We start from the raw sequence: 18,249 nt of genomic DNA on the forward strand, positions 1-18,249 counted from the left end.
CAAGAGAGCGATCAATCTGCCATCGGCCTTCTTGACTCCGTCGAATCAAGAATATCACACTTCGAGCTGTCTTACGTCCAAGAATCATACTAATCTATGGATCGCGTTTCAGGACATAGTAGGCATTACGAGGAAGCGAATTTTATTTTAGAATCTCCTAAAAAAGACCGTTATCGGATTTTACGGGACCGTCGATGGATTCACTGAAAAGGTCAAGGAAGACCTTTGAAAAATCATAACCCCCTTTTTAAGGGAAATCGGATTCAAGGAGGAACCGAATGATTATCAACCATAATATCAGTGCCATTTTCGCGCACAGAACGTTGAAGTTCAATAGCGAAAACATGGGTAAGGACATCGAAAAATTGTCCTCCGGAATGAGAATCAACCGCGCAGGTGACGACGCTTCCGGTCTTGCAGTGTCCGAGAAAATGAGAACTCAGATTTTAGGTCTCAGAAGAGCGGAAATGAACACTGAAGATGGTATGTCTCTGATTCAAACAACCGAGGGATATCTCCAGGAAACTCATGAAATCGTTCAGAGAATCCGGGTTCTGGCCGTCCAAGCTGCCAACGGTATTTATACCGAGGAAGACAGACAACAGATCCAAGTGGAAGTTTCTCAGTTGGTGGACGAGATCGACCGAATCGCTTCTCAGGCAGAATTCAATAAGATGAAACTCCTTACCGGGGCTTTCGCCAGATTGAATCCGACTGCGAGTATGTGGTTTCACATGGGCGCCAACATGCACCAAAGAGAAAGAGTTTACATTGAAACGATGAATACGGCGGCATTGGGTCTTAGAAACCCGACCGTTTTAACGTTCATTTCTCTTTCAACTGCCGGTAAGGCGAACTCGGTAATCGGATTGGCTGACGACGCGCTCCGTTCCATCTCTAAACAGAGAGCGGACTTGGGTGCGTATTACAACCGTCTGGAACACGCTGCAAAAGGTCTCATGAACGCTTATGAGAACATTCAAGCTGCGGAATCCAGAATCCGTGACACCGATATGGCCGAGCAAATGACCAGCTTTACGCGTTATCAGATCCTGACTCAGGCTGCTACCGCGATGTTGGCTCAGGCAAATATGAAACCGCAAACGGTTCTCCAGTTACTGAAGTAACCGTTTCTTCCGGCTGAAAGACTTTAATTTCGGCCGGAAGAGTTAAGCAATCGCCGGAAAGGAACGATATCTAAGATGGATTTATAATTCCCGTTATAAATCGCCGTACGACTCTGAAGCCCGATTATTCTCGAAAGAATCTTCGGGCTTTTTTTACGTCGTTCCCGTTTACAATTTTCGTTTTATGCGCCGAAAGATCCGTTTTAAAATTTGTAGCGACTAAAAACGATTCTAATTAAAATTGAATTCATTGAAACAACCGCCGACTTTTTGTTAGCCGAAACAAACAGCGTTTCAAATTCAACTTTATCCTCCTAAAATATCGAATTATAGAGTTATTGAAAAATTAATTCTTCATTTGTTTCTGTTTCATTGAAATGGGCGATTAAAGCAGTTTTGTTAATCTGAAGTATGGAATTTTTCAACAACTCTAATTTATAATATTCTTATGCTTTACCTTTTGAAAATAAAAGCTTGTCCCAAAACCTTAGAAACTCCCGCAAATTTTGCATCTGACCCACGGTTTTCAAGCTCCACCATATTGCCTAAAACAAAAAAACCGCCCGGAGGTCCGCAGCGGCTTTGTAAAAACAGAGTTTGACTTTAACTAAAAGATCAGCCGAATCTGTCGCTTAACAATTTCACCACTTGGTCGGGTCTCATGTTCGCCTGCGCGAGCATCGCCGAGCCGCTCTTGGTGAGAATCTGGTTTCTCGTATAATCCACGATTTGTTCCGCCATATCCGCGTCCCTCACACGGCTTTCAGCGGCGACCATGTTCACGTAACTGGACTGCAATCCTTGGGAAGTGATTTCCAAACGATTGTAGTAAGCGCCAAGATCCGCTCTTTGTTGGTTTACCTTTGTGATCGCGTTGTCCAAAATTCCGATCATCGCGTTCGCGCTGGCGGGAGAGGAGAGAGCTTGTTTTTTTCCGTTTGTCATCAACTGTAAACCGGTTGCGTTCATCGAATCGATAAAAACATCCAGCTTCTCATTTTGATTCGGTCCCACTTGCAGTTGAATCGGTTTGTTGGATTGTTTGGAATGGTCCCCAGAAAGAGGTTTGATTCGGTTGAATTCAGCAGACTTTCCGATCCGATCCACTTCCTCGATCAATTGATCCACTTCCAGTTGCACCAGTTTGCGATCGTCATTGGAATAAATTCCGTTTGAAGTCTGGATGGAAAGTTCCCTGAGTCTCTGCAGAATGTTGTTTACCTGTTCCAGAGTTCCTTCCGTCACTTGGATAAAGGAAACCCCGTCCATCACGTTACGCTCTGCTTGAGCGAGACCTCGGATCTGAGTCCGCATCTTTTCCGACATGGAAAAACCAAGGGCATCGTCCCCGGCACGATTGATCCGCTGGCCGGTGGAGAGTTTCTCCATGGTTTTATCCAATTCTTTATTTACACTCTTGAGTACATTATTTGTACGGAGTGCGCTTATGTTGTGATTGATGATCATTGTCACAACCTCCCTGTATCTGTTACCCGGATCCGTCCGGGCCGAAGTTTGGGGCAGAGAAGATCTGCCTTTGTTTTTCCACTGCGAACCTTCACTCTGTTTTTGGAACGGGGGTGAAAGTTTTTATATTTTTTTCCTAAAGTATTCTGCGGAGGGAGCCGAATCTTAGTTTAGGAAACTTTTGTCAAAATATTAACAAAAACTGTTTCTGAAAGCAACTCTTTTCCTTCAGTTTATAAAAAAAGTCCTTTTCTTTTTCCATTGTCCGTTCTCATTGTTTTGATCGTATTTTGTCCCTTTTTTAAGAAAATGGGACGATTTAAAACTTAGAGAATTATGAAAATCTATACAAAGAAAGGGGATTTCGGACAGACTTCCCTGGCGACCGGTGTCAAGGTTCCAAAGTCCGATCGAAGGGTGGAATTGTACGGAACGGCCGACGAACTCAATTCGACAATCGGTGTCGTTCAATCTTTTTTACCGCAAAATTCAAATCTGCGTCCTCCCTTGCAAACGATCCAAAACCTTCTTTTTGAATTGGGATCGGAGTTGGCCGGTTTTAGACCCAAGGAAGGATCCTGCATCTTAGAAACGGATATTACGTTTTTAGAAAACCAAATCGATCAAATGCAGGAGAAATTGGAACCTCTGAAAAAGTTCATCCTTCCGGGCGGAACCAAGGCTTCTTCCTTTTTACATATTTCCAGAACGGTGGCGAGACGCTTGGAGCGCGACATGGTCAGATTCAAGGAAGAAGGTCTTGAAATTCTTTCTCCTCCTTTGATTTTTATCAATCGATTGTCCGATTACTTTTTCGTAGCCGCGCGTTTTGCAAACTTTGAAGAGAATATTCAGGAACCCTTATGGACCTCAAGAGCCAAGGCGTGAGTTCTCATCCGAAAGGACTCTGGGTTTTGTTCTTAACCGAAACCTGGGAAAGATTCAGTTTTTACGGAATGCGCGCCTTACTCGTGTTATTCCTCACAAAGGTATTTCATTTTTCCGATCCGAACGCAAATCGAATCTATGGAATTTATACGGGACTTGTTTATTTAACTCCGCTCATCGGCGGTTATCTCGCGGATCGTTATCTCGGTTTTAAAAGATCCATTTTTTTGGGGACTACGCTTATGATGTTCGGGCATCTGAGCCTCGCGTTTGAAACCAAAGAGTTTTTCTTTTCAGGTTTGGCCTTACTCATCGTCGGAGTCGGTTTTTTTAAACCGAACATCTCCACGGTCGTGGGAAGAATTTACGAAGAAGAAAATAAGAATCACATGAAAGATTCCGGTTTTACGATCTTTTATATGGGAATCAATTTAGGCGGATTTTTTGGGCCGTTGATCTGCGGTTATTTCAGCGAATCTTTCGGTTGGGGGTACGGTTTTGGAGTCGCCGCCTTCGGCGTGTTATTCGGGATTTTAATCTTTTTTTTCGGACAAAAAAGATTTTCGGATCGCGTATTTGAATCGGGCAAAAGAAATCATAACGAAGAAGAGCGTAGACAGGAGCCTCTCAAGAGAGAGGAAAAACAGAGAATCGCAGTCATTCTCATCTTCACCGCGTTTGCGATCGTCTTCTGGGCCGTTTTCGAGCAAATCGGTTCTTCCATGAATCTTTTTATCGATCGTCACGTGGATCGTAACTGGTTCGGTTACGACATTCCGACCCCTTTCTTTCAATCCTTAAATCCTCTTTTGATTTTGATTCTGGCTCCGCTTGTCGCTTCCTTTTGGACCGCGCTTTCCAAAAGAGATTGGAAACCGGATACTTCTACCCGGTTTGCAACCGGTTTTTTCATTTTGGCTTTTGGCTTTTTGATCTTAACGTTAGTCACTCTTGACTTTAGGCTTGGGTATAAAATTTCCGCGTTATGGCTCCTTTTGATGGTCGTTTGTATCACGGTCGGAGAATTATTCACTTCTCCCGGAGGGCTCGCTTTGGTTACGAAGCTGGCTCCCAAGCATCTCGGAGGTTTTATGATGGGGGTCTGGTTTCTTTCCAGTTTTTTCGGCAACATTCTCGCCGGAGAATTGGCGGGTCTTATGAGAACGGACAGTTTTCCTAAGTTTTTCGGAATGTTTGCGGCGCTTGCGTTTGCCGGAGGTGTTGTTCTTTATCTTGCTCGAAAAAAAATTCAGGTCTGGATGCACGGCGCGGACCGGTAATAATTCGAGTTTTTGTACATTCTTAATTTTTTATATTAGGAGATGATGATGTTTAAAATTCTGACGATCCTTTGGATCCTTGTTTGGATTCCGTTTCCCGTTTCTGCGGACCCGTTCTCCGATCTGCTCAAAGGGGATTTCGAAACCGGTCAGACGCTTCTCATCCGAAATTCCGTCTTTCAGAAGTTAGGCGGAAGGTCCAAGGATCCGAAAGTGATCGAAATCACCAAAAACACCATTCCCTGGGCGATTATGGAAGGTTTGGCGCCAGACACGATTGCGGATCTGATCGTAAATCAATACTACGTTTCCCTGTCCGGAATGCGTTTTACCGAGGCGGAAGACGCGATTCCGATTCTTTCCAAACAAAAACTTTCCGAGAAGGATTTTGTTTTGGTGTCCTTGTTCGTGAAAGAAACGGACAAAGCCGGAATTCGTGAAGAGGTGCGTAACGTATTCTTATCGACCGCCTTAAAATCTCGTTGGGACGGATTTTCGATTTTAGCGGGAGGACGCGCGTTGATTGCCGGAAAATACGCGGGAATTCCGGAAAACAGACTCGCGTCCAGGGTGTTGAGTCTTTTTCCAAACAAAGGGGCGACTTCTCCTTTCGAGGAAACGGACTCCGCTTTTAGAAAGGCGATTTTTTTTAATCCGACAAACGACCGTTATACGCTGGCCTCCGATCTTTTGTCTCAACTCAAGTCTTTATATGAAGGAAGCAAAAGCAAAAACTTGGATTCTTGGACGGGCACGATCGCATCCGCGAGAAGTTTGGACAGAAGTTTGGATTCTACGGGTGAAATCGTAATCGGAGACAGACCGAAATTCGGTTTCGAGGAAAATATTCCGGAACCTCCGTTGGTTCCGGATGTGGAACCGGACGCTCCGGTTCAGCCGGGAAAATCGGAATGGGAAATATTAAATTCTTCTCATTTACTTTCCGTCGTCAAGGAGTGGTTGGGAACTCCTTATTATTGGGGAGGGACCTCTAAAAAAGGCGTGGATTGTTCCGGGTTTACGTTCAGTTCTTTGACGGACAAAAGAGTGGGAGTTCCCGCAAAAGTAGTTCCTCGTCTCGGAAGAGAACAAGCCAATTCCGGAAAAAAGGTTTCACACGACAGCTTAAAGGCGGGGGATTTGATTTTCTTTTCGGCCTCTCCCAATCAGAGTAAGATCACTCACGTCGGGCTCGTCATCAGCGAGAAAGAATTCGCACACGCTTCTTCCACGAGGGGCGTGGTGATCGATAAAATTTCCATGAAGTGGTGGATCGACCGTTATGTGACATCGAGAAGGTTGTTTCAAAAGGTTCAATGAGCGGGTCGTTAGGGAATTGGTATACATACAAATTCGCGGATAAGAGGTCTTAAGATTATTTAGAACTTGTTCCAAAACCTCAAAGGAAATTTGCAGGAGCGTATTAGGAGTCAGTGTATAGAGATCAGATGTCAGGGTTAAAATTTTTTCCGTTTTATCCAGTATGGCACGTAAGAGATCCGGGTTTTACCGTTCGTTTAAAAACGTGGGAGTTCCCACATACTATAAATCAGTGGATAGGAATCAGGGGTCAGGTTTTGGGACAAGTTCTTACTATATTCAAAATGTTTCATTCTCTCAAGTTGAGTTCTTCCACGATTTCCATTAGGATTTTCATTTTTTCCATCGGGTCCGGGTCCACTAGGATTTCCTGTTTTTTAGAAAATTCGAAATTGAGAATGGAGGCGATAAAATCGATCGGGAAGGGATGAGTCATGAGTTCGTTCATTCGCAAAATCAAGTCTTCTCCCGCTCCCTCCGAAAGAAGAATCCTTTTCGTGAGAAACAAAAGCCTTTCGAATGTCTTCTTAAAATTCTCTTCCTTTAGATACTCGAAGTTCGGTTCTATCTTTTCGATTTTAGCGACCCGGAAAGGTTCCACCGTTTCGTAGTCGATCAGTTTTGCGATTCCCTTTCCTTCCAAAAGAATATTGGATCTTCCGTCGGGTAGAGGATCTCTTCGTATGATTTTTCCCCAACCGAATACGGTTTCGATTTCCGGATGTTTGGAAGGCGCTCTTGACTTTGTGGAAAGAATGGGAGCTATTGCCAATTCTTCGTTCGATTCCATACAATAGTCGAGCATCAGTCTATATCTAGGTTCGAAGATATGAAGAGGCAAGTATGTCCCCGGAAATAGAATGATTTCCGGCAGTGGAAAGATGGGGACAGTAGTGATTGACACGGGAAGGATACTATAACTGCTTAGAGAGAAACCGTAAATCAAAATCCCAAGGATCGGTAGAATTTGTATTATCTGAACAGAAACATCTTTCAAACCGCAACGACACATCTTAAAAATTTAAAAATTATCGTTATCGGAGATTTCATTTTGGATGAATATCTCATCGGAGAAGTGAATCGTATTTCACCGGAAGCTCCCGTTCCGGTAGTCTGGGTTCGTAAAGAAAAGATTACCTTAGGCGGAGCCGGAAACGTTGTGAAGAACTTATCAAGTTTAGGGGTGAAGTCCGTCGTTTTGGGAAGAGCGGGAAAGGATGAAAAGGCGAAAAGTCTTTCCGAACTTCTTTTAAATGAAAACACGGATAAGGATCAAAATTTTCTGATCGAATCCGAGGACGTGCCTACGATTTTAAAAACAAGAGTGATCGCGGGACATCAACAAGTTTGTCGAATCGATAAGGAAGAATTAAAACCCATCACACAAAAAGAAGAAGACGAACTTCTCAACGCTTTTTTGGAAAGAATCGATTCTGCGGACGCGGTGATTCTTTCCGATTACGACAAGGGAACCTTAACTCCGAGAATCATTCGGGAAGTTTCCAAAATCTGCGCGAGTAAAAAAAAGATCGTTACCGTGGATCCTCAGGTGAGTCATTTTTTTCTTTATCAAGGTGTGAGTATTCTTACGCCCAATCATCACGAAGCCGGTAAAGCGATCGGAAAAAAATTGGATAACGATTCCGACATACTAAAAGCCGCCGAAGAAATTTCGGAAAAACTTTCCTGTCCTTCTCTCATGATTACGAGGGGAGAAAAGGGAATGAGTTTGTATCTTTCTTCTCAAAAAGAAATTTATCATATTCCGACGGTCGCAAGAGAGGTCTTCGACGTTACGGGAGCGGGGGACACCGTCATCAGTGCTTACACCGCTTATCACGCCGCGGGTTTAAGCGAACTGGATGCGAGCGTCGTCTCAAACGCCGCTGCGGGAGTTGTGGTCGGTAAACTCGGAGCGGAAACCGTTACTCCCGAAGAGCTGGACGCTTCTTTACAATCGATGGGGAGTTTTCAAAAGTAAGAATGGACTTAAATAATCATATCGTTCTTTGGGAAAACGTAACGACGATTGCGGACCGGGTTCGAAAGGATCGAAAGATCGTTTTTACAAACGGTTGTTTCGATCTAGTTCACAAAGGACACATAACGTATCTTTCCCAAGCTCGAGAACTCGGTGATTTTCTTTGGGTCGGACTGAACTCGGATTCTTCCGTAAAACGTCTAAAGGGCGAACAAAGGCCCGTGGTCTGCGAAGAGGACAGAGCGGTTCTTCTTTCCAATCTGAGATTTGTCGACGCGGTCACGATATTCCCTCAGGATACTCCTCTCGACTTGATTCGTTTGGTCAAACCTGCGATTCATGTAAAAGGGGGGGATTACAAGGCGGAAGACCTCCCCGAAACTCCGATGATCCGCGAATTCGGCGGTGAAGTCCAAATTTTACCTTTTGTTCCCGGAAAATCCACCTCGCTTCTCATCCAGAAAATCCTGAAACTCTAAAACGAAGTCCCTCTATTTTTTTAGAGACAGAATTCTCGGAAATTCCGGTTTGAATTTCAAGAAACACTAAAAAACCTGTTCTTAAAAGGCGGGAATACAATTTGTCGAGAACTAAGTTTATCTTTGTTACCGGAGGGGTGAGTTCCTCACTTGGAAAGGGAGTCACGGTCGCGGCCCTGGGTTGTTTGTTGGAAAGCAGAGGATATACGGTCTCCCTCCAAAAGATGGACCCGTACATCAATATCGATCCGGGAACCATGAGCCCCTATCAACACGGAGAAGTTTACGTAACCGCCGACGGAGCCGAAACCGATTTGGATCTCGGTTATTACGAACGTTTTACTCATTCCAAATTGACCCGAAAAAATTCCGTATCCACCGGTCAGATTTATAACACGGTCATTCAAAGAGAAAGAAAGGGAGATTACTTGGGTCGTACGGTTCAGGTGGTTCCTCATATCACGAACGAAATCCGAAACCGGATGTACATCGTAGCGAGAGAAGAAAATCCGGATTTTATCATCGTTGAAATCGGAGGGACCGTGGGTGATATCGAATCGATTCCGTTTTTAGAAGCGATTCGTCAGATGCGTTACGAACACGGAAGTTCCAACGTGTTGTTCGTACACTTAACGTTGGTTCCTACCATCACCGCCGCCGGAGAAGCAAAGACAAAACCGACACAACACTCCGTCAAAGAATTACTCGGACTCGGAATCCAACCGGACATTTTGGTTTGTAGGGTTTCTCAACCCATGACCAAGGAGATGAAAAATAAACTCTCTCTCTTTTGTAACGTCAAAGAGGAGAACGTAATCTCCGCAAACGATATCTCCACTTCCATCTACGAAATCCCCAAGATGTATAAGGAAGAAAAACTCGACGAAGTCGTTCTCAAGACGATGGGAATGGAACTCCGAGAATCGAACTTCTCCGAATGGGATATGATGGTGAAAAGTTTACTCACCACAAAACAAACCGTTCAAGTAGCCGTTGTCGGAAAATACATCTCCTTACAAGACGCATATCGTTCCATTTATGAAAGTCTTTCCCACGGAGGAATCGCAAACGATACCAAAGTGGAATTCGTCAAAATCGATCCGGAGAATTTGAACAAGGATAACTTTGCCGATTTGTTAAAAAACGTACACGGAATTTTAGTTCCGGGCGGTTTCGGAGATCGTGGAATCGAAGGAAAAATTCTCGCGATCGAGTACGCAAGAACCAAGGGAATTCCGTTTTTTGGAATTTGTCTCGGAATGCAATGCGCCGTAGTCGAGTACGGAAGAAACGTTCTTGGTCTTAAGGATGCAAACTCCACCGAAATCAGACCCGACACCGAACATCCGGTGATTTCCCTTTTGGAAGAACAAAACGATATCAAGCAGATGGGCGGAACGATGAGACTCGGCTCCTATCCGTGTAAGATCAAAAAAGATACTCTTGCCTTTGCGGAATACAAATCGGAACTCATACACGAACGTCACAGACATAGATTCGAATTCACCAATCGTTATAGAAAACAATATGAAGAAAATGGAATGATCGTCGCGGGTACTTCGCCGGACAACAACCTCGTGGAGATCGTGGAGATACCCCGACACAACTGGTTCGTCGGTGTTCAGTTCCATCCCGAATTTCAATCCAAACCGACGGCGCCTCATCCTTTATTCGCTGGATTTATCCGAGCCGCCGTGAAATACTTAAAGAAAGGATAAACATGATAGACAACACCTGTACAAAGAGGGATTTTTTAAACGGAAGTAAGATCGGAGGAGACGAACCTTTTTTCCTGATCTCCGGTCCCTGTGTGATGGAAAATCGGGATCTATTGGATCGGGTCTGCGCGGAGATGATCGAAATCTGCACAGAATTAAAAATTCCTTATGTTTTCAAAAGTAGTTTCGACAAGGCCAATCGTTCCTCTGTAAATTCCTATCGGGGTCCGGGGCTCGCGGAAGGCATTAAGAATTTGGAATATATTAAAAATAAGTACAACGTTCCAGTTCTTACCGACATTCATGAAACGAATCAGATCGCTCCTTTAAAAGACGTGATCGATATCTATCAAATCCCCGCTTTTTTATGCAGACAAACCGATCTAATCGCTCAGTCCGCTAAAACGGGAAGATGGGTGAACGTAAAAAAAGGTCAGTTCCTCGCACCGGCAGATACGCGTCATATCGCGGTAAAAATGAAAGAGTCCGGAAACGATAAGTTACTCGTTACGGAAAGGGGAACTTCGTTCGGTTACGGAAATTTGATTTTCGACGGTAGGGCCGTTCCGATCATTCACGGATTCGACATTCCTCTCGTGTTCGACGCGACTCATTCCGCGCAACTTCCGGGAGCCGCGGGAAACAGCACCGGAGGACAAAGGGAATTCATTCCGAGTATCCTTCGTTCCGCGGTTTCGCTCGGGATCGAAGGAATTTTTATGGAAGTACATCCCGATCCGGAAAAGGCCCTTTCGGATGCGACGACTCAGTATCCTCTTTCCGGGATCAAAAGTCTTCTAAAAGAAATGATCGGCCTGGATCGTTACGTTAAAAAAGAGATTCTCGTTTCCAGAAATCGGTCGTAATCGGGTTTGTCATGAAAAATACAAAAAACAATCGGATTCGGATCCTTGTCCTTTCGATTGTTTGCGGATTTTTCCTAAACACATTCGAAAATTGTAAAAAAGTAAATTACGAAAGAGTGGAGAAGGAAAAAGAAAGCGGCTCCTCGATTTCGATTCGAAATTTCAAAAGGGAAGCCTACGACGTAAACGGTCAGCTTCAGTGGGAGCTCCGGGCGGAAGAATCCTACGTTTACGTAAACGAAAATAAGACCACCTTTTACAAAATCGATTTCGATCAATATGAAGGCGGAAAGTTCAAATCCAAACTCTTGGCCGAAAAAGGCGAAATCAACCATAAGACGAGATTGATGCTTTTGGAAGGTAATATTTTTTTAAGAACCGACGACGACAAAATTCTCACCGCAAAGACGATGGAGTACAACATGGATACGAAAAAGTTGTTCTCGGATTCGGAAGTGACGGTAAGTTCGGACGGAACTACGATCCGCGGAATCGGACTTAGGGCGGATAAGGACTTGAATAAATTTACGATCCTGAGGCCGACGGCGATCACACAAGGCGGGACCAATCCTTTGAAATCGGTCGGATCTCCATGATTCGTAAAATTCTCGTTATTCTTTTTAGCTGCATTACGCTTTTTCCATATTATGGAAATGTAAAACCTCCTATTCCCGTGGGGAACGAAACCGCCGACAGGAAGTTCGTGAACGTCCTTCCGGAAAATCCCGAAAAGAAAAACACTACTCCGAACTTTCCGACCCTTTGGGGAGGATCTTCCTTAACCCAGGAAGATAAGACGATTTCCGGTTTGAAAGTGACCGCCTTTCTCTTGGACGGAGGCGCTTGGATTCAACACAAGAAGGTGAAACTTTCCGCAAACCAGATCGAAATCTACGGTAAGGACGCGTTCAAAGGATTTTTACGGGGCGGGGTTTTCATTCAAGACGGAGACAACGGAGTGACTCTTCGCGCTGGAGTCGGAGAATACGATAAATTCGAAGAAAAGGTAATTATCAAAGTTCGTCCCAGACTTTTTCACACGGATAAGAGCGGAGTCAAAACGGTCATCTCCGCTACGTTTATCGAAAGAAATCTTGCGAATAAAACGACTCTCTTAAAGGAAAACGTGATCATCGCCCATCCGCAAATCACCATTCTTTGTAAGGAAGCGGTTTTTGAGGAGGATGCCGATAAGATCACCACCGATCCAGATCCGATTCTCATCGCAAAAGATCGTTATCTTACCGGAAAACAACTCACGTTTTATACGAACGCCAACAAAGTGGAGTTAAACGGAGAAAGTATTCTTTTTCAAAATTATACCGAAAAGGAAGCCGTGGAAAATAAGGACAAAAAAGATTCGGCGGAAGAAAAGATCAAAAAGGAAGTTACGAGAGTTTCCATCTTCAAAGGAGATCGACTTGTGAGCGATAAGGATGAAAACGGAGAAACCAGAATCGGTTTGTACGGAAACGCCACCATCTATCGCCGTAACCTGAAAATGAACGCCGAAAAGTTGACGAGTTACGGAAAAAATTCTTCTAAGATCGAAGCCAGAAATCAAATCACCGTCCACGACAGAGAAAACGCATTGATCCTTTCCGGGAATATCCTTGACTACTTTAAAAACGATCAGTACATTCATTTGACCGATTCCGGAAAGATAGATTTTTTAGACAAAAAAACGGAAGCGGTTACTAGTACGATGACGGCCGTAGAGTTCGAACGGTTTATGGATAAGAATGAAACCGTAATTCGAGGAAACGTTCTTATAGAAGGAAAGGATTCTTCCGCAACGGGAGAATACGCCACTTATTATGAAAAAGAGGAAAAACTGTATCTTGAGGGAAATCCGACTCTGAAAAAAAACGGCAGAGACATTCATGCAGGAAAGATAATATTCTTTCCGAGAGAAGGTCGAGCCCTTTTGACCGACGGAATCGATCCCGGAAAGTAATCTAAGTATATGAGCAAAACCTTTCGAATGGATAACCTGATCAAGGTCTACAACAAAAGAAAGGTCGTAGACGGAGCCAGCTTCAATATCAAAAAGGGAGAAGTGGTCGGACTCTTAGGTCCGAACGGAGCCGGTAAGACGACCTCTTTTTATATGTCCGTGGGTTTCGTAAGACCCGATTCCGGTAAGGTTTACATTGACGGACAAGACGTGACCGAATCTCCGATGCATATCCGCGCGAGACTCGGAGTCGGTTATCTCGCACAGGAAGCCTCCATCTTTCGCAAGTTGACCGTTGCGGAAAATCTGGAAGCGATTTTGGAAACGATGAATCTTTCCAGACCCGAAATTATAAAACGAAGAGACGAACTTCTGATCGAGCTTCAGATTATGAGAGTCGCCAATCAAAAAGGTTATACTCTTTCGGGTGGGGAAAGAAGACGTTGCGAGATCGCAAGGGCCCTTGTCACCAATCCGGATTTTATCCTTTTGGACGAACCGTTTGCCGGAGTGGACCCGATCGCCGTAAAAGACATCCAAACGGTGATTCAGTCCCTGAAGGAAAGAGGACTCGGAATTCTGATCACGGATCACAACGTACGCGAAACTTTGAAGATTACGGATCGTGCATATATCATGTACAGCGGAAGAATTTTGATCTCCGGTTCGACCCACGATCTTGTCAACGATCCCGAAACCAGAAGAATTTATTTGGGCGAGGACTTTACGCTGTGAATCTCAGTCAATCGCTGGTTCAAAAACAAACGCAAAAACTGGTGATGACCCAGGACTTAAGACAGTCCATTGAACTTTTACCCCTGTCCACTTTGGAACTTTCCGATCGTATCAATTCCGAACTTGTGGAAAACCCGATGCTCGAAGAAGAATACGTTTCCGAAAGAAATCGAACCCCCGAACTCTACAGCAGGGACGATTTAAGAAGAAAAGAGAAGAACGATTTTATCAAAAATTCGGACGTTACTTGGCAGGATAATTTTTCCTTGGACAAGGCGGGCAGCGCGGGTTCGGACGCGTCGGATCGAAATCAAAAATACATTGAATCTTCCCCCGAAAAAAGTTCCTTGTCGGAACACCTTCTTTGGCAGCTCCGACTTTCCAATTTAAAGCCGGATGAAATTTCCATCGGAGAAATCCTGATTTCCATGCTCGACGATCACGGATTTATTCCGATTCCGATTCCGGATCTTTGCTCGGAGATGAAGCTGAACGAAAAAAAAGTGCGTAAGGTTTTGGATCAGATTCATAGGCTTGACCCGATCGGAATCGGCGCCAAAGACGTTCAGGAAACCCTTCTCATTCAGGCGAAGATCGTAAAACCGGGCGATCAAAAACTGCACGCTCTCGTCAAAGATCATATCAAGGATCTGGAAAAACTGGATTACAAAACGATTTCCAAAAAGATGGAAATATCCCTGGAAACGGTGGAATCGCTCGCGTCCGAAATCAAAAAACTGGAGCCTTATCCGGCCACGTTATACACATCGAACAAACCCGATTACGTGATCCCGGACGTGATCGTCCGCGAGGTCGACGGAGAGTTCGATATCTACATCAACGACGAATGGATTCCCCGGCTCAAGATCAATAAAGAATATAAGAATATTCTAAAAAACGCAAAGGAAAACGACAAAGAATACATCGCGACAAAGCTCGGCTCCGCAGAATGGTTGATCCGCTCCGTAAATCAGAGAAGACAAACACTGTTCAAAGTTACTTCCGCCATCATAGAAATGCAGACCGCGTTCTTTCAAAAAGGAATTCAACATATCAAACCTCTTACGCTCAAAGACATCGCCGAAAAATTGGAAATGCACGAGTCTACGATTTCCAGAATCACTTCCAACAAATACGTTCAAACGTCCCGGGGAATTATGGAATTGAAATGGTTTTTTTCTTCAGGGGTCCGTTCCGCGGAAGGCGGGATCGAATCCTCCAAAAAGATCCACGATCTCATCCGAAATATAGTCAAGGAAGAACAAGCCGACAATCCTCTTTCCGACCAGGAAATCGTGGAGGCAATCGGCAGACAAGGGATCGAAATCGCAAGAAGAACGGTGGCTAAATACAGAAATATCTTGAAAATTCTTCCATCCAGTCAGAGAAAAAAAGTCAAGTCTTTGGAGTCCAGGTAATTCCATGTCTATGCCGGGAATCAACGTTTCCAATATTCTAAACGAACACGAAGAGTTAGGTCTGCGTTTGCTCGCCGGTGAAAAAGGACTTACCAATCGAATCAACATGTCCGAGATCAATCGTCCCGGACTTTCTCTTACCGGATTTTACGAAAGTTTTGCACACGACAGGATTCAGATTTTCGGGAAAGGAGAATGGGCTTATATCACTTCCAGAGCTCCGGAAGATTTAAAAAAAATCGCCGCCGATTTTTTCAGCTTTCATCTGAATTGTATCATCTTCACGCACGGTAACATGCCGCCTCCGATTTTCATGGAAAATTGCGAAAAACTCGGAATCCCTCTCATGATCTCCGACGTTTCCACTCATAAATTCATCACTCTTATCTCCGGAATTTTGGATCGAAGTCTGGCCCCAAGAACCATGAGGCACGGAGTTTTGATCGAAGTTTTCGGGATCGGCATTCTTCTCTCCGGAAAAAGCGGAGTGGGAAAAAGCGAAACGGCGCTCGAACTCATAGAAAGGGGACACCGCCTCGTTGCCGACGATATGGTGGAGATCCGAAGGCTTTCCGAAAGTTATCTCATCGGAACCTGTTCGGATTTGCTAAGACATCATATGGAAATCCGTGGATTAGGAATTTTGAATATTAAAGATATCTTCGGGATCGGCTCGGTAAGGGATCATAAACTCATAGAACTCATCATTCATCTGGAAGAATGGACCGAGGATAAGAATTTCGATAGAACGGGTCTTGATAATCCGACCGAAGAACTTTTGGGCGTTCAGATTCCCCTCATTCGAGTTCCTGTCAGGCCGGGAAGGAACATTCCGATCATAGTGGAAACCGCAGCGATGAATCAACGTCTGCGTAAACTCGGTAAAAACGCCGCGCAAGAATTCAATCAAAAACTAAGTCAGCACTTACAGCAGGGTAAAGTTGAAAGAAATCCTCCTCAAAATCAATGAAAACGGAACCGGAATGCACGCAAGGCCCGCTTCCGTTTTTGTGAACTGCGCGTCCAAGTTTCCCTGCGAAATCACGGTCGTCAAAGACGACGTCGTCGTAAACGGAAAAAGCATCATGGGACTTATGATGCTCGCGCTCGCGCCCGGAAACGAATTTAAAATTCAGGTCGAAGGTGAAAAGGAAGAAGAGGCACTGGAGGCGCTAAGCAACATCGTAAAGAACGATTTCGTTTAACAAATTCGAACCCGATGAACGATGAAACAAGATATTATTTAAGAGACTTACTCATCTTAGGTTTGATCATTCTACTCTCCGTGATCCTCGCCGAGATGATCCAATTTTCGGGGGGGAACATATCGGACGATATAGGATTTTTGGATAGGATCGTCGTTTATATCTTCTTTTTTATTCCCCTTTTTTCCCTTTCTCTTCTCATCTCCTACTTTTATCGGAACAAACGCAATCTGGAAACGGGAAGGCTCAAAAGTTCGATTCGATATCGTCTAACGTTATCGTTCATCTTTGTGGCGCTTCTTCCTTCGCTTCCCATTCTTTTTCTTTCCTCCAACGTCACGGGAAAACTCTACGAAAGATTCTACGGAATCGATATAGAAGAGGCCCTTTCCTCCGGCGAAATTCTGATCGTGAACGATGAAAAACCCAAAAAAAAGCTGCTTGTGGAAAAAACCAGACTCCTGGAAAGTTTTTTAAGAATACAACCCCTCAACTTGGAATCTTTGGTCGCCGGCGCCTCCAAACTCAATCTGATTCAAAACGACGAGTTTTACGTCGGGATTTACGAAAACGATAAGCCCGTTTTGGAAAATCGGGCTTTGAAATATAAACCCTCGGAAAAAAATTTTAAGGCTTTTTCAAAAACTTCCAACTGGAAGGAATTTTCGAGTTATCGTCCCGATTATTGTATGTATTTTATTCGAGTTCCGTTTCCGGTGGGAAATTATAATCTTCAAACCGGAATTAGAATTCATAAGGAAAAGGAAAGGAACGTGTATTCGGTGATTTCCACGAGAAGGAACTACGACCGCGCCGATTTAACCAAGGAAAAACTTCCGTATCGAATTCGTCTAACGTTCAGCATCATCACCGTATCCATTTTCCTTCTTGCGATTTATTTTTCCCTTCTTTTTGCGAGAAAAATTTCGAGGCCGATCATAGAGCTGGCAAACGCGACTCAAAAAATTTCCATGGGGGATACGGATATCAATCTTGAAATCAGAGAAGCCGGTGAGATCGGCGCGCTGATCGACTCTTTCAATGAGATGGTTCGGGATTTAAAATCCAAAAACGCGGAACTCATGCAAAGTCAAAGGATCGCAGCGTGGAAGGAAGTCGCACAGAGAATGGCGCACGAAATCAAAAACCCGCTGACTCCGATTCAACTTTCCGCGGAAAGAATTCGCAGAAAGATGAAATCGGAAAACATAGAACAATTTCGGGAGATCGTTTCCACGGGAACGGATACGATCATCAAACAGGTTCGCGTATTGGAACATCTCGTAAACGAGTTCTCCGATTTCGCCCGTATGCCGACTCCGAAACTCATCAATCAAAATTTGGAACCGATCGTCCTCGAAGCGGTGAAGTTGTTCGAACATACTCCGAAACTTAGGATCGTCACAAGCATCGCAAAAGGATTTCCCCAGTTGTTTCTCGATCAAAAAATCATCCTGAGAGTTCTCACCAATCTCATCAAAAACTCCATCGAGGCCATAGAACGAAAACGGGAAAAAGAGAACATGCCGGATTATACGGGTTCGATTTTGATCTCGGCGAATCTTACGAGAAAGATTATGAGAAAGGTCGCATTGATTTCGGTCGAAGACAACGGAATCGGAATTTCACCGGAATTAAAACAAAAAGTTTTCGAACCGTATTACTCGACTAAAAACAACAACACCTCCGGGATCGGTTTGGCGATCGTTCAGAAAAGTGTGATTGACCACAACGGGCATATATCCGTAGATTCTTCCAGTATGGGCGGCTGTCGTTTCCAAATTGAACTTCCCGTATCCTAACCGATT

The 18,249-nt window shown here is 44.3% G+C and carries 17 protein-coding genes and 1 pseudogene; 16 read left to right on the forward strand and 2 right to left on the reverse strand.

What is annotated here, in order from left to right; genetic code table 11:
- Positions 1 to 278 precede the first annotated feature (278 nt).
- Complete coding sequence (locus tag LEP1GSC194_RS07780) at positions 279 to 1,127, forward strand: flagellin N-terminal helical domain-containing protein (protein ID WP_002176528.1); 849 nt, start codon at positions 279 to 281, stop codon at positions 1,125 to 1,127.
- Positions 1,128 to 1,742: 615 nt separating this feature from the next.
- Here the strand turns inward: LEP1GSC194_RS07780 and LEP1GSC194_RS07785 are convergent.
- On the reverse strand, positions 1,743 to 2,594 hold the full coding sequence (locus LEP1GSC194_RS07785; protein ID WP_036041769.1) for a flagellin N-terminal helical domain-containing protein: 852 nt from the start codon (positions 2,592 to 2,594) through the stop codon (positions 1,743 to 1,745).
- A 62-nt stretch (positions 2,595 to 2,656) separates the two neighbouring features.
- Here LEP1GSC194_RS07785 and LEP1GSC194_RS22575 point away from each other — a divergent pair.
- From LEP1GSC194_RS22575 to LEP1GSC194_RS07800, 4 genes and pseudogenes are all read left to right on the forward strand, one after another.
- Positions 2,657 to 2,953: pseudogene (locus LEP1GSC194_RS22575) on the forward strand (hypothetical protein); the annotation flags it as partial.
- Positions 2,931 to 3,482, forward strand: a complete 552-nt coding sequence (locus LEP1GSC194_RS07790; protein ID WP_020773088.1) for a cob(I)yrinic acid a,c-diamide adenosyltransferase — start codon at positions 2,931 to 2,933, stop codon at positions 3,480 to 3,482. The pseudogene LEP1GSC194_RS22575 and the gene LEP1GSC194_RS07790, both read left to right, overlap by 23 nt.
- Entirely contained in the window at positions 3,458 to 4,762 is a 1,305-nt protein-coding gene (locus LEP1GSC194_RS07795) for a peptide MFS transporter (protein ID WP_020773165.1), read from the forward strand. The genes LEP1GSC194_RS07790 and LEP1GSC194_RS07795 overlap by 25 nt, the downstream gene beginning before the upstream one ends.
- Before the next feature lie 48 nt (positions 4,763 to 4,810).
- Entirely contained in the window at positions 4,811 to 6,082 is a 1,272-nt protein-coding gene (locus LEP1GSC194_RS07800; RefSeq protein ID WP_020773105.1) for a C40 family peptidase, read from the forward strand.
- A 289-nt stretch (positions 6,083 to 6,371) separates the two neighbouring features.
- Here the strand turns inward: LEP1GSC194_RS07800 and LEP1GSC194_RS07805 are convergent, their stop codons facing one another.
- Positions 6,372 to 6,995 carry an LON peptidase substrate-binding domain-containing protein gene (locus LEP1GSC194_RS07805; protein WP_081605060.1) on the reverse strand — a complete coding sequence of 208 codons (624 nt, stop codon included), beginning with the start codon at positions 6,993 to 6,995 and terminating at the stop codon, positions 6,372 to 6,374.
- A 54-nt stretch (positions 6,996 to 7,049) separates the two neighbouring features.
- On the opposite strand from LEP1GSC194_RS07805, the gene rfaE1 reads away from it, so the two are divergent.
- From rfaE1 to LEP1GSC194_RS07860, 11 genes are all read left to right on the forward strand, one after another.
- Positions 7,050 to 8,063, forward strand: coding sequence for a D-glycero-beta-D-manno-heptose-7-phosphate kinase (gene rfaE1, locus LEP1GSC194_RS07810; RefSeq protein ID WP_017810117.1), 1,014 nt, complete (start codon positions 7,050 to 7,052; stop codon positions 8,061 to 8,063).
- 2 nt (positions 8,064 to 8,065) lie between these two features.
- A complete protein-coding gene (gene rfaE2 / locus LEP1GSC194_RS07815) occupies positions 8,066 to 8,542 on the forward strand; it encodes a D-glycero-beta-D-manno-heptose 1-phosphate adenylyltransferase (RefSeq protein WP_017810118.1) in 477 nt (158 codons plus the stop codon).
- Between the two features lie 101 nt (positions 8,543 to 8,643).
- Positions 8,644 to 10,260, forward strand: coding sequence for a CTP synthase (locus tag LEP1GSC194_RS07820; protein ID WP_036041771.1), 1,617 nt, complete (start codon positions 8,644 to 8,646; stop codon positions 10,258 to 10,260).
- A 2-nt stretch (positions 10,261 to 10,262) separates the two neighbouring features.
- Positions 10,263 to 11,126: a 3-deoxy-8-phosphooctulonate synthase gene (gene kdsA / locus LEP1GSC194_RS07825; RefSeq protein ID WP_020773163.1), complete on the forward strand. Its 864-nt coding sequence runs from the start codon at positions 10,263 to 10,265 to the stop codon at positions 11,124 to 11,126.
- Positions 11,127 to 11,137: 11 nt separating this feature from the next.
- Entirely contained in the window at positions 11,138 to 11,722 is a 585-nt protein-coding gene (gene lptC, locus LEP1GSC194_RS07830) for an LPS export ABC transporter periplasmic protein LptC (RefSeq protein WP_020773148.1), read from the forward strand.
- Positions 11,719 to 13,083: an LptA/OstA family protein gene (locus LEP1GSC194_RS07835; RefSeq protein ID WP_020773153.1), complete on the forward strand. Its 1,365-nt coding sequence runs from the start codon at positions 11,719 to 11,721 to the stop codon at positions 13,081 to 13,083. The genes lptC and LEP1GSC194_RS07835 overlap by 4 nt, the downstream gene beginning before the upstream one ends.
- 9 nt (positions 13,084 to 13,092) lie before the next feature.
- The gene (lptB, locus tag LEP1GSC194_RS07840) at positions 13,093 to 13,818 is read left to right on the forward strand and encodes an LPS export ABC transporter ATP-binding protein (RefSeq protein ID WP_020773130.1); all 726 of its coding nucleotides are present in this window, start codon (positions 13,093 to 13,095) and stop codon (positions 13,816 to 13,818) included.
- Positions 13,815 to 15,236, forward strand: a complete 1,422-nt coding sequence (gene rpoN / locus LEP1GSC194_RS07845; protein WP_020773146.1) for an RNA polymerase factor sigma-54 — start codon at positions 13,815 to 13,817, stop codon at positions 15,234 to 15,236. Before lptB ends, rpoN begins: the two co-directional genes overlap by 4 nt.
- 4 nt (positions 15,237 to 15,240) lie before the next feature.
- The gene (gene hprK, locus LEP1GSC194_RS07850; RefSeq protein ID WP_036041774.1) at positions 15,241 to 16,206 is read left to right on the forward strand and encodes an HPr(Ser) kinase/phosphatase; all 966 of its coding nucleotides are present in this window, start codon (positions 15,241 to 15,243) and stop codon (positions 16,204 to 16,206) included.
- A complete protein-coding gene (locus LEP1GSC194_RS07855; protein WP_020773129.1) occupies positions 16,178 to 16,441 on the forward strand; it encodes an HPr family phosphocarrier protein in 264 nt (87 codons plus the stop codon). Before hprK ends, LEP1GSC194_RS07855 begins: the two co-directional genes overlap by 29 nt.
- Positions 16,442 to 16,455: 14 nt before the next feature.
- The gene (locus LEP1GSC194_RS07860) at positions 16,456 to 18,243 is read left to right on the forward strand and encodes an LIC_11548 family sensor histidine kinase (protein WP_020773160.1); all 1,788 of its coding nucleotides are present in this window, start codon (positions 16,456 to 16,458) and stop codon (positions 18,241 to 18,243) included.
- Positions 18,244 to 18,249: the final 6 nt, after the last annotated feature.

Origin of the sequence: Leptospira alstonii serovar Sichuan str. 79601, assembly GCF_000347175.1 — a bacterium.
Taxonomy (GTDB): domain Bacteria; phylum Spirochaetota; class Leptospiria; order Leptospirales; family Leptospiraceae; genus Leptospira; species Leptospira alstonii.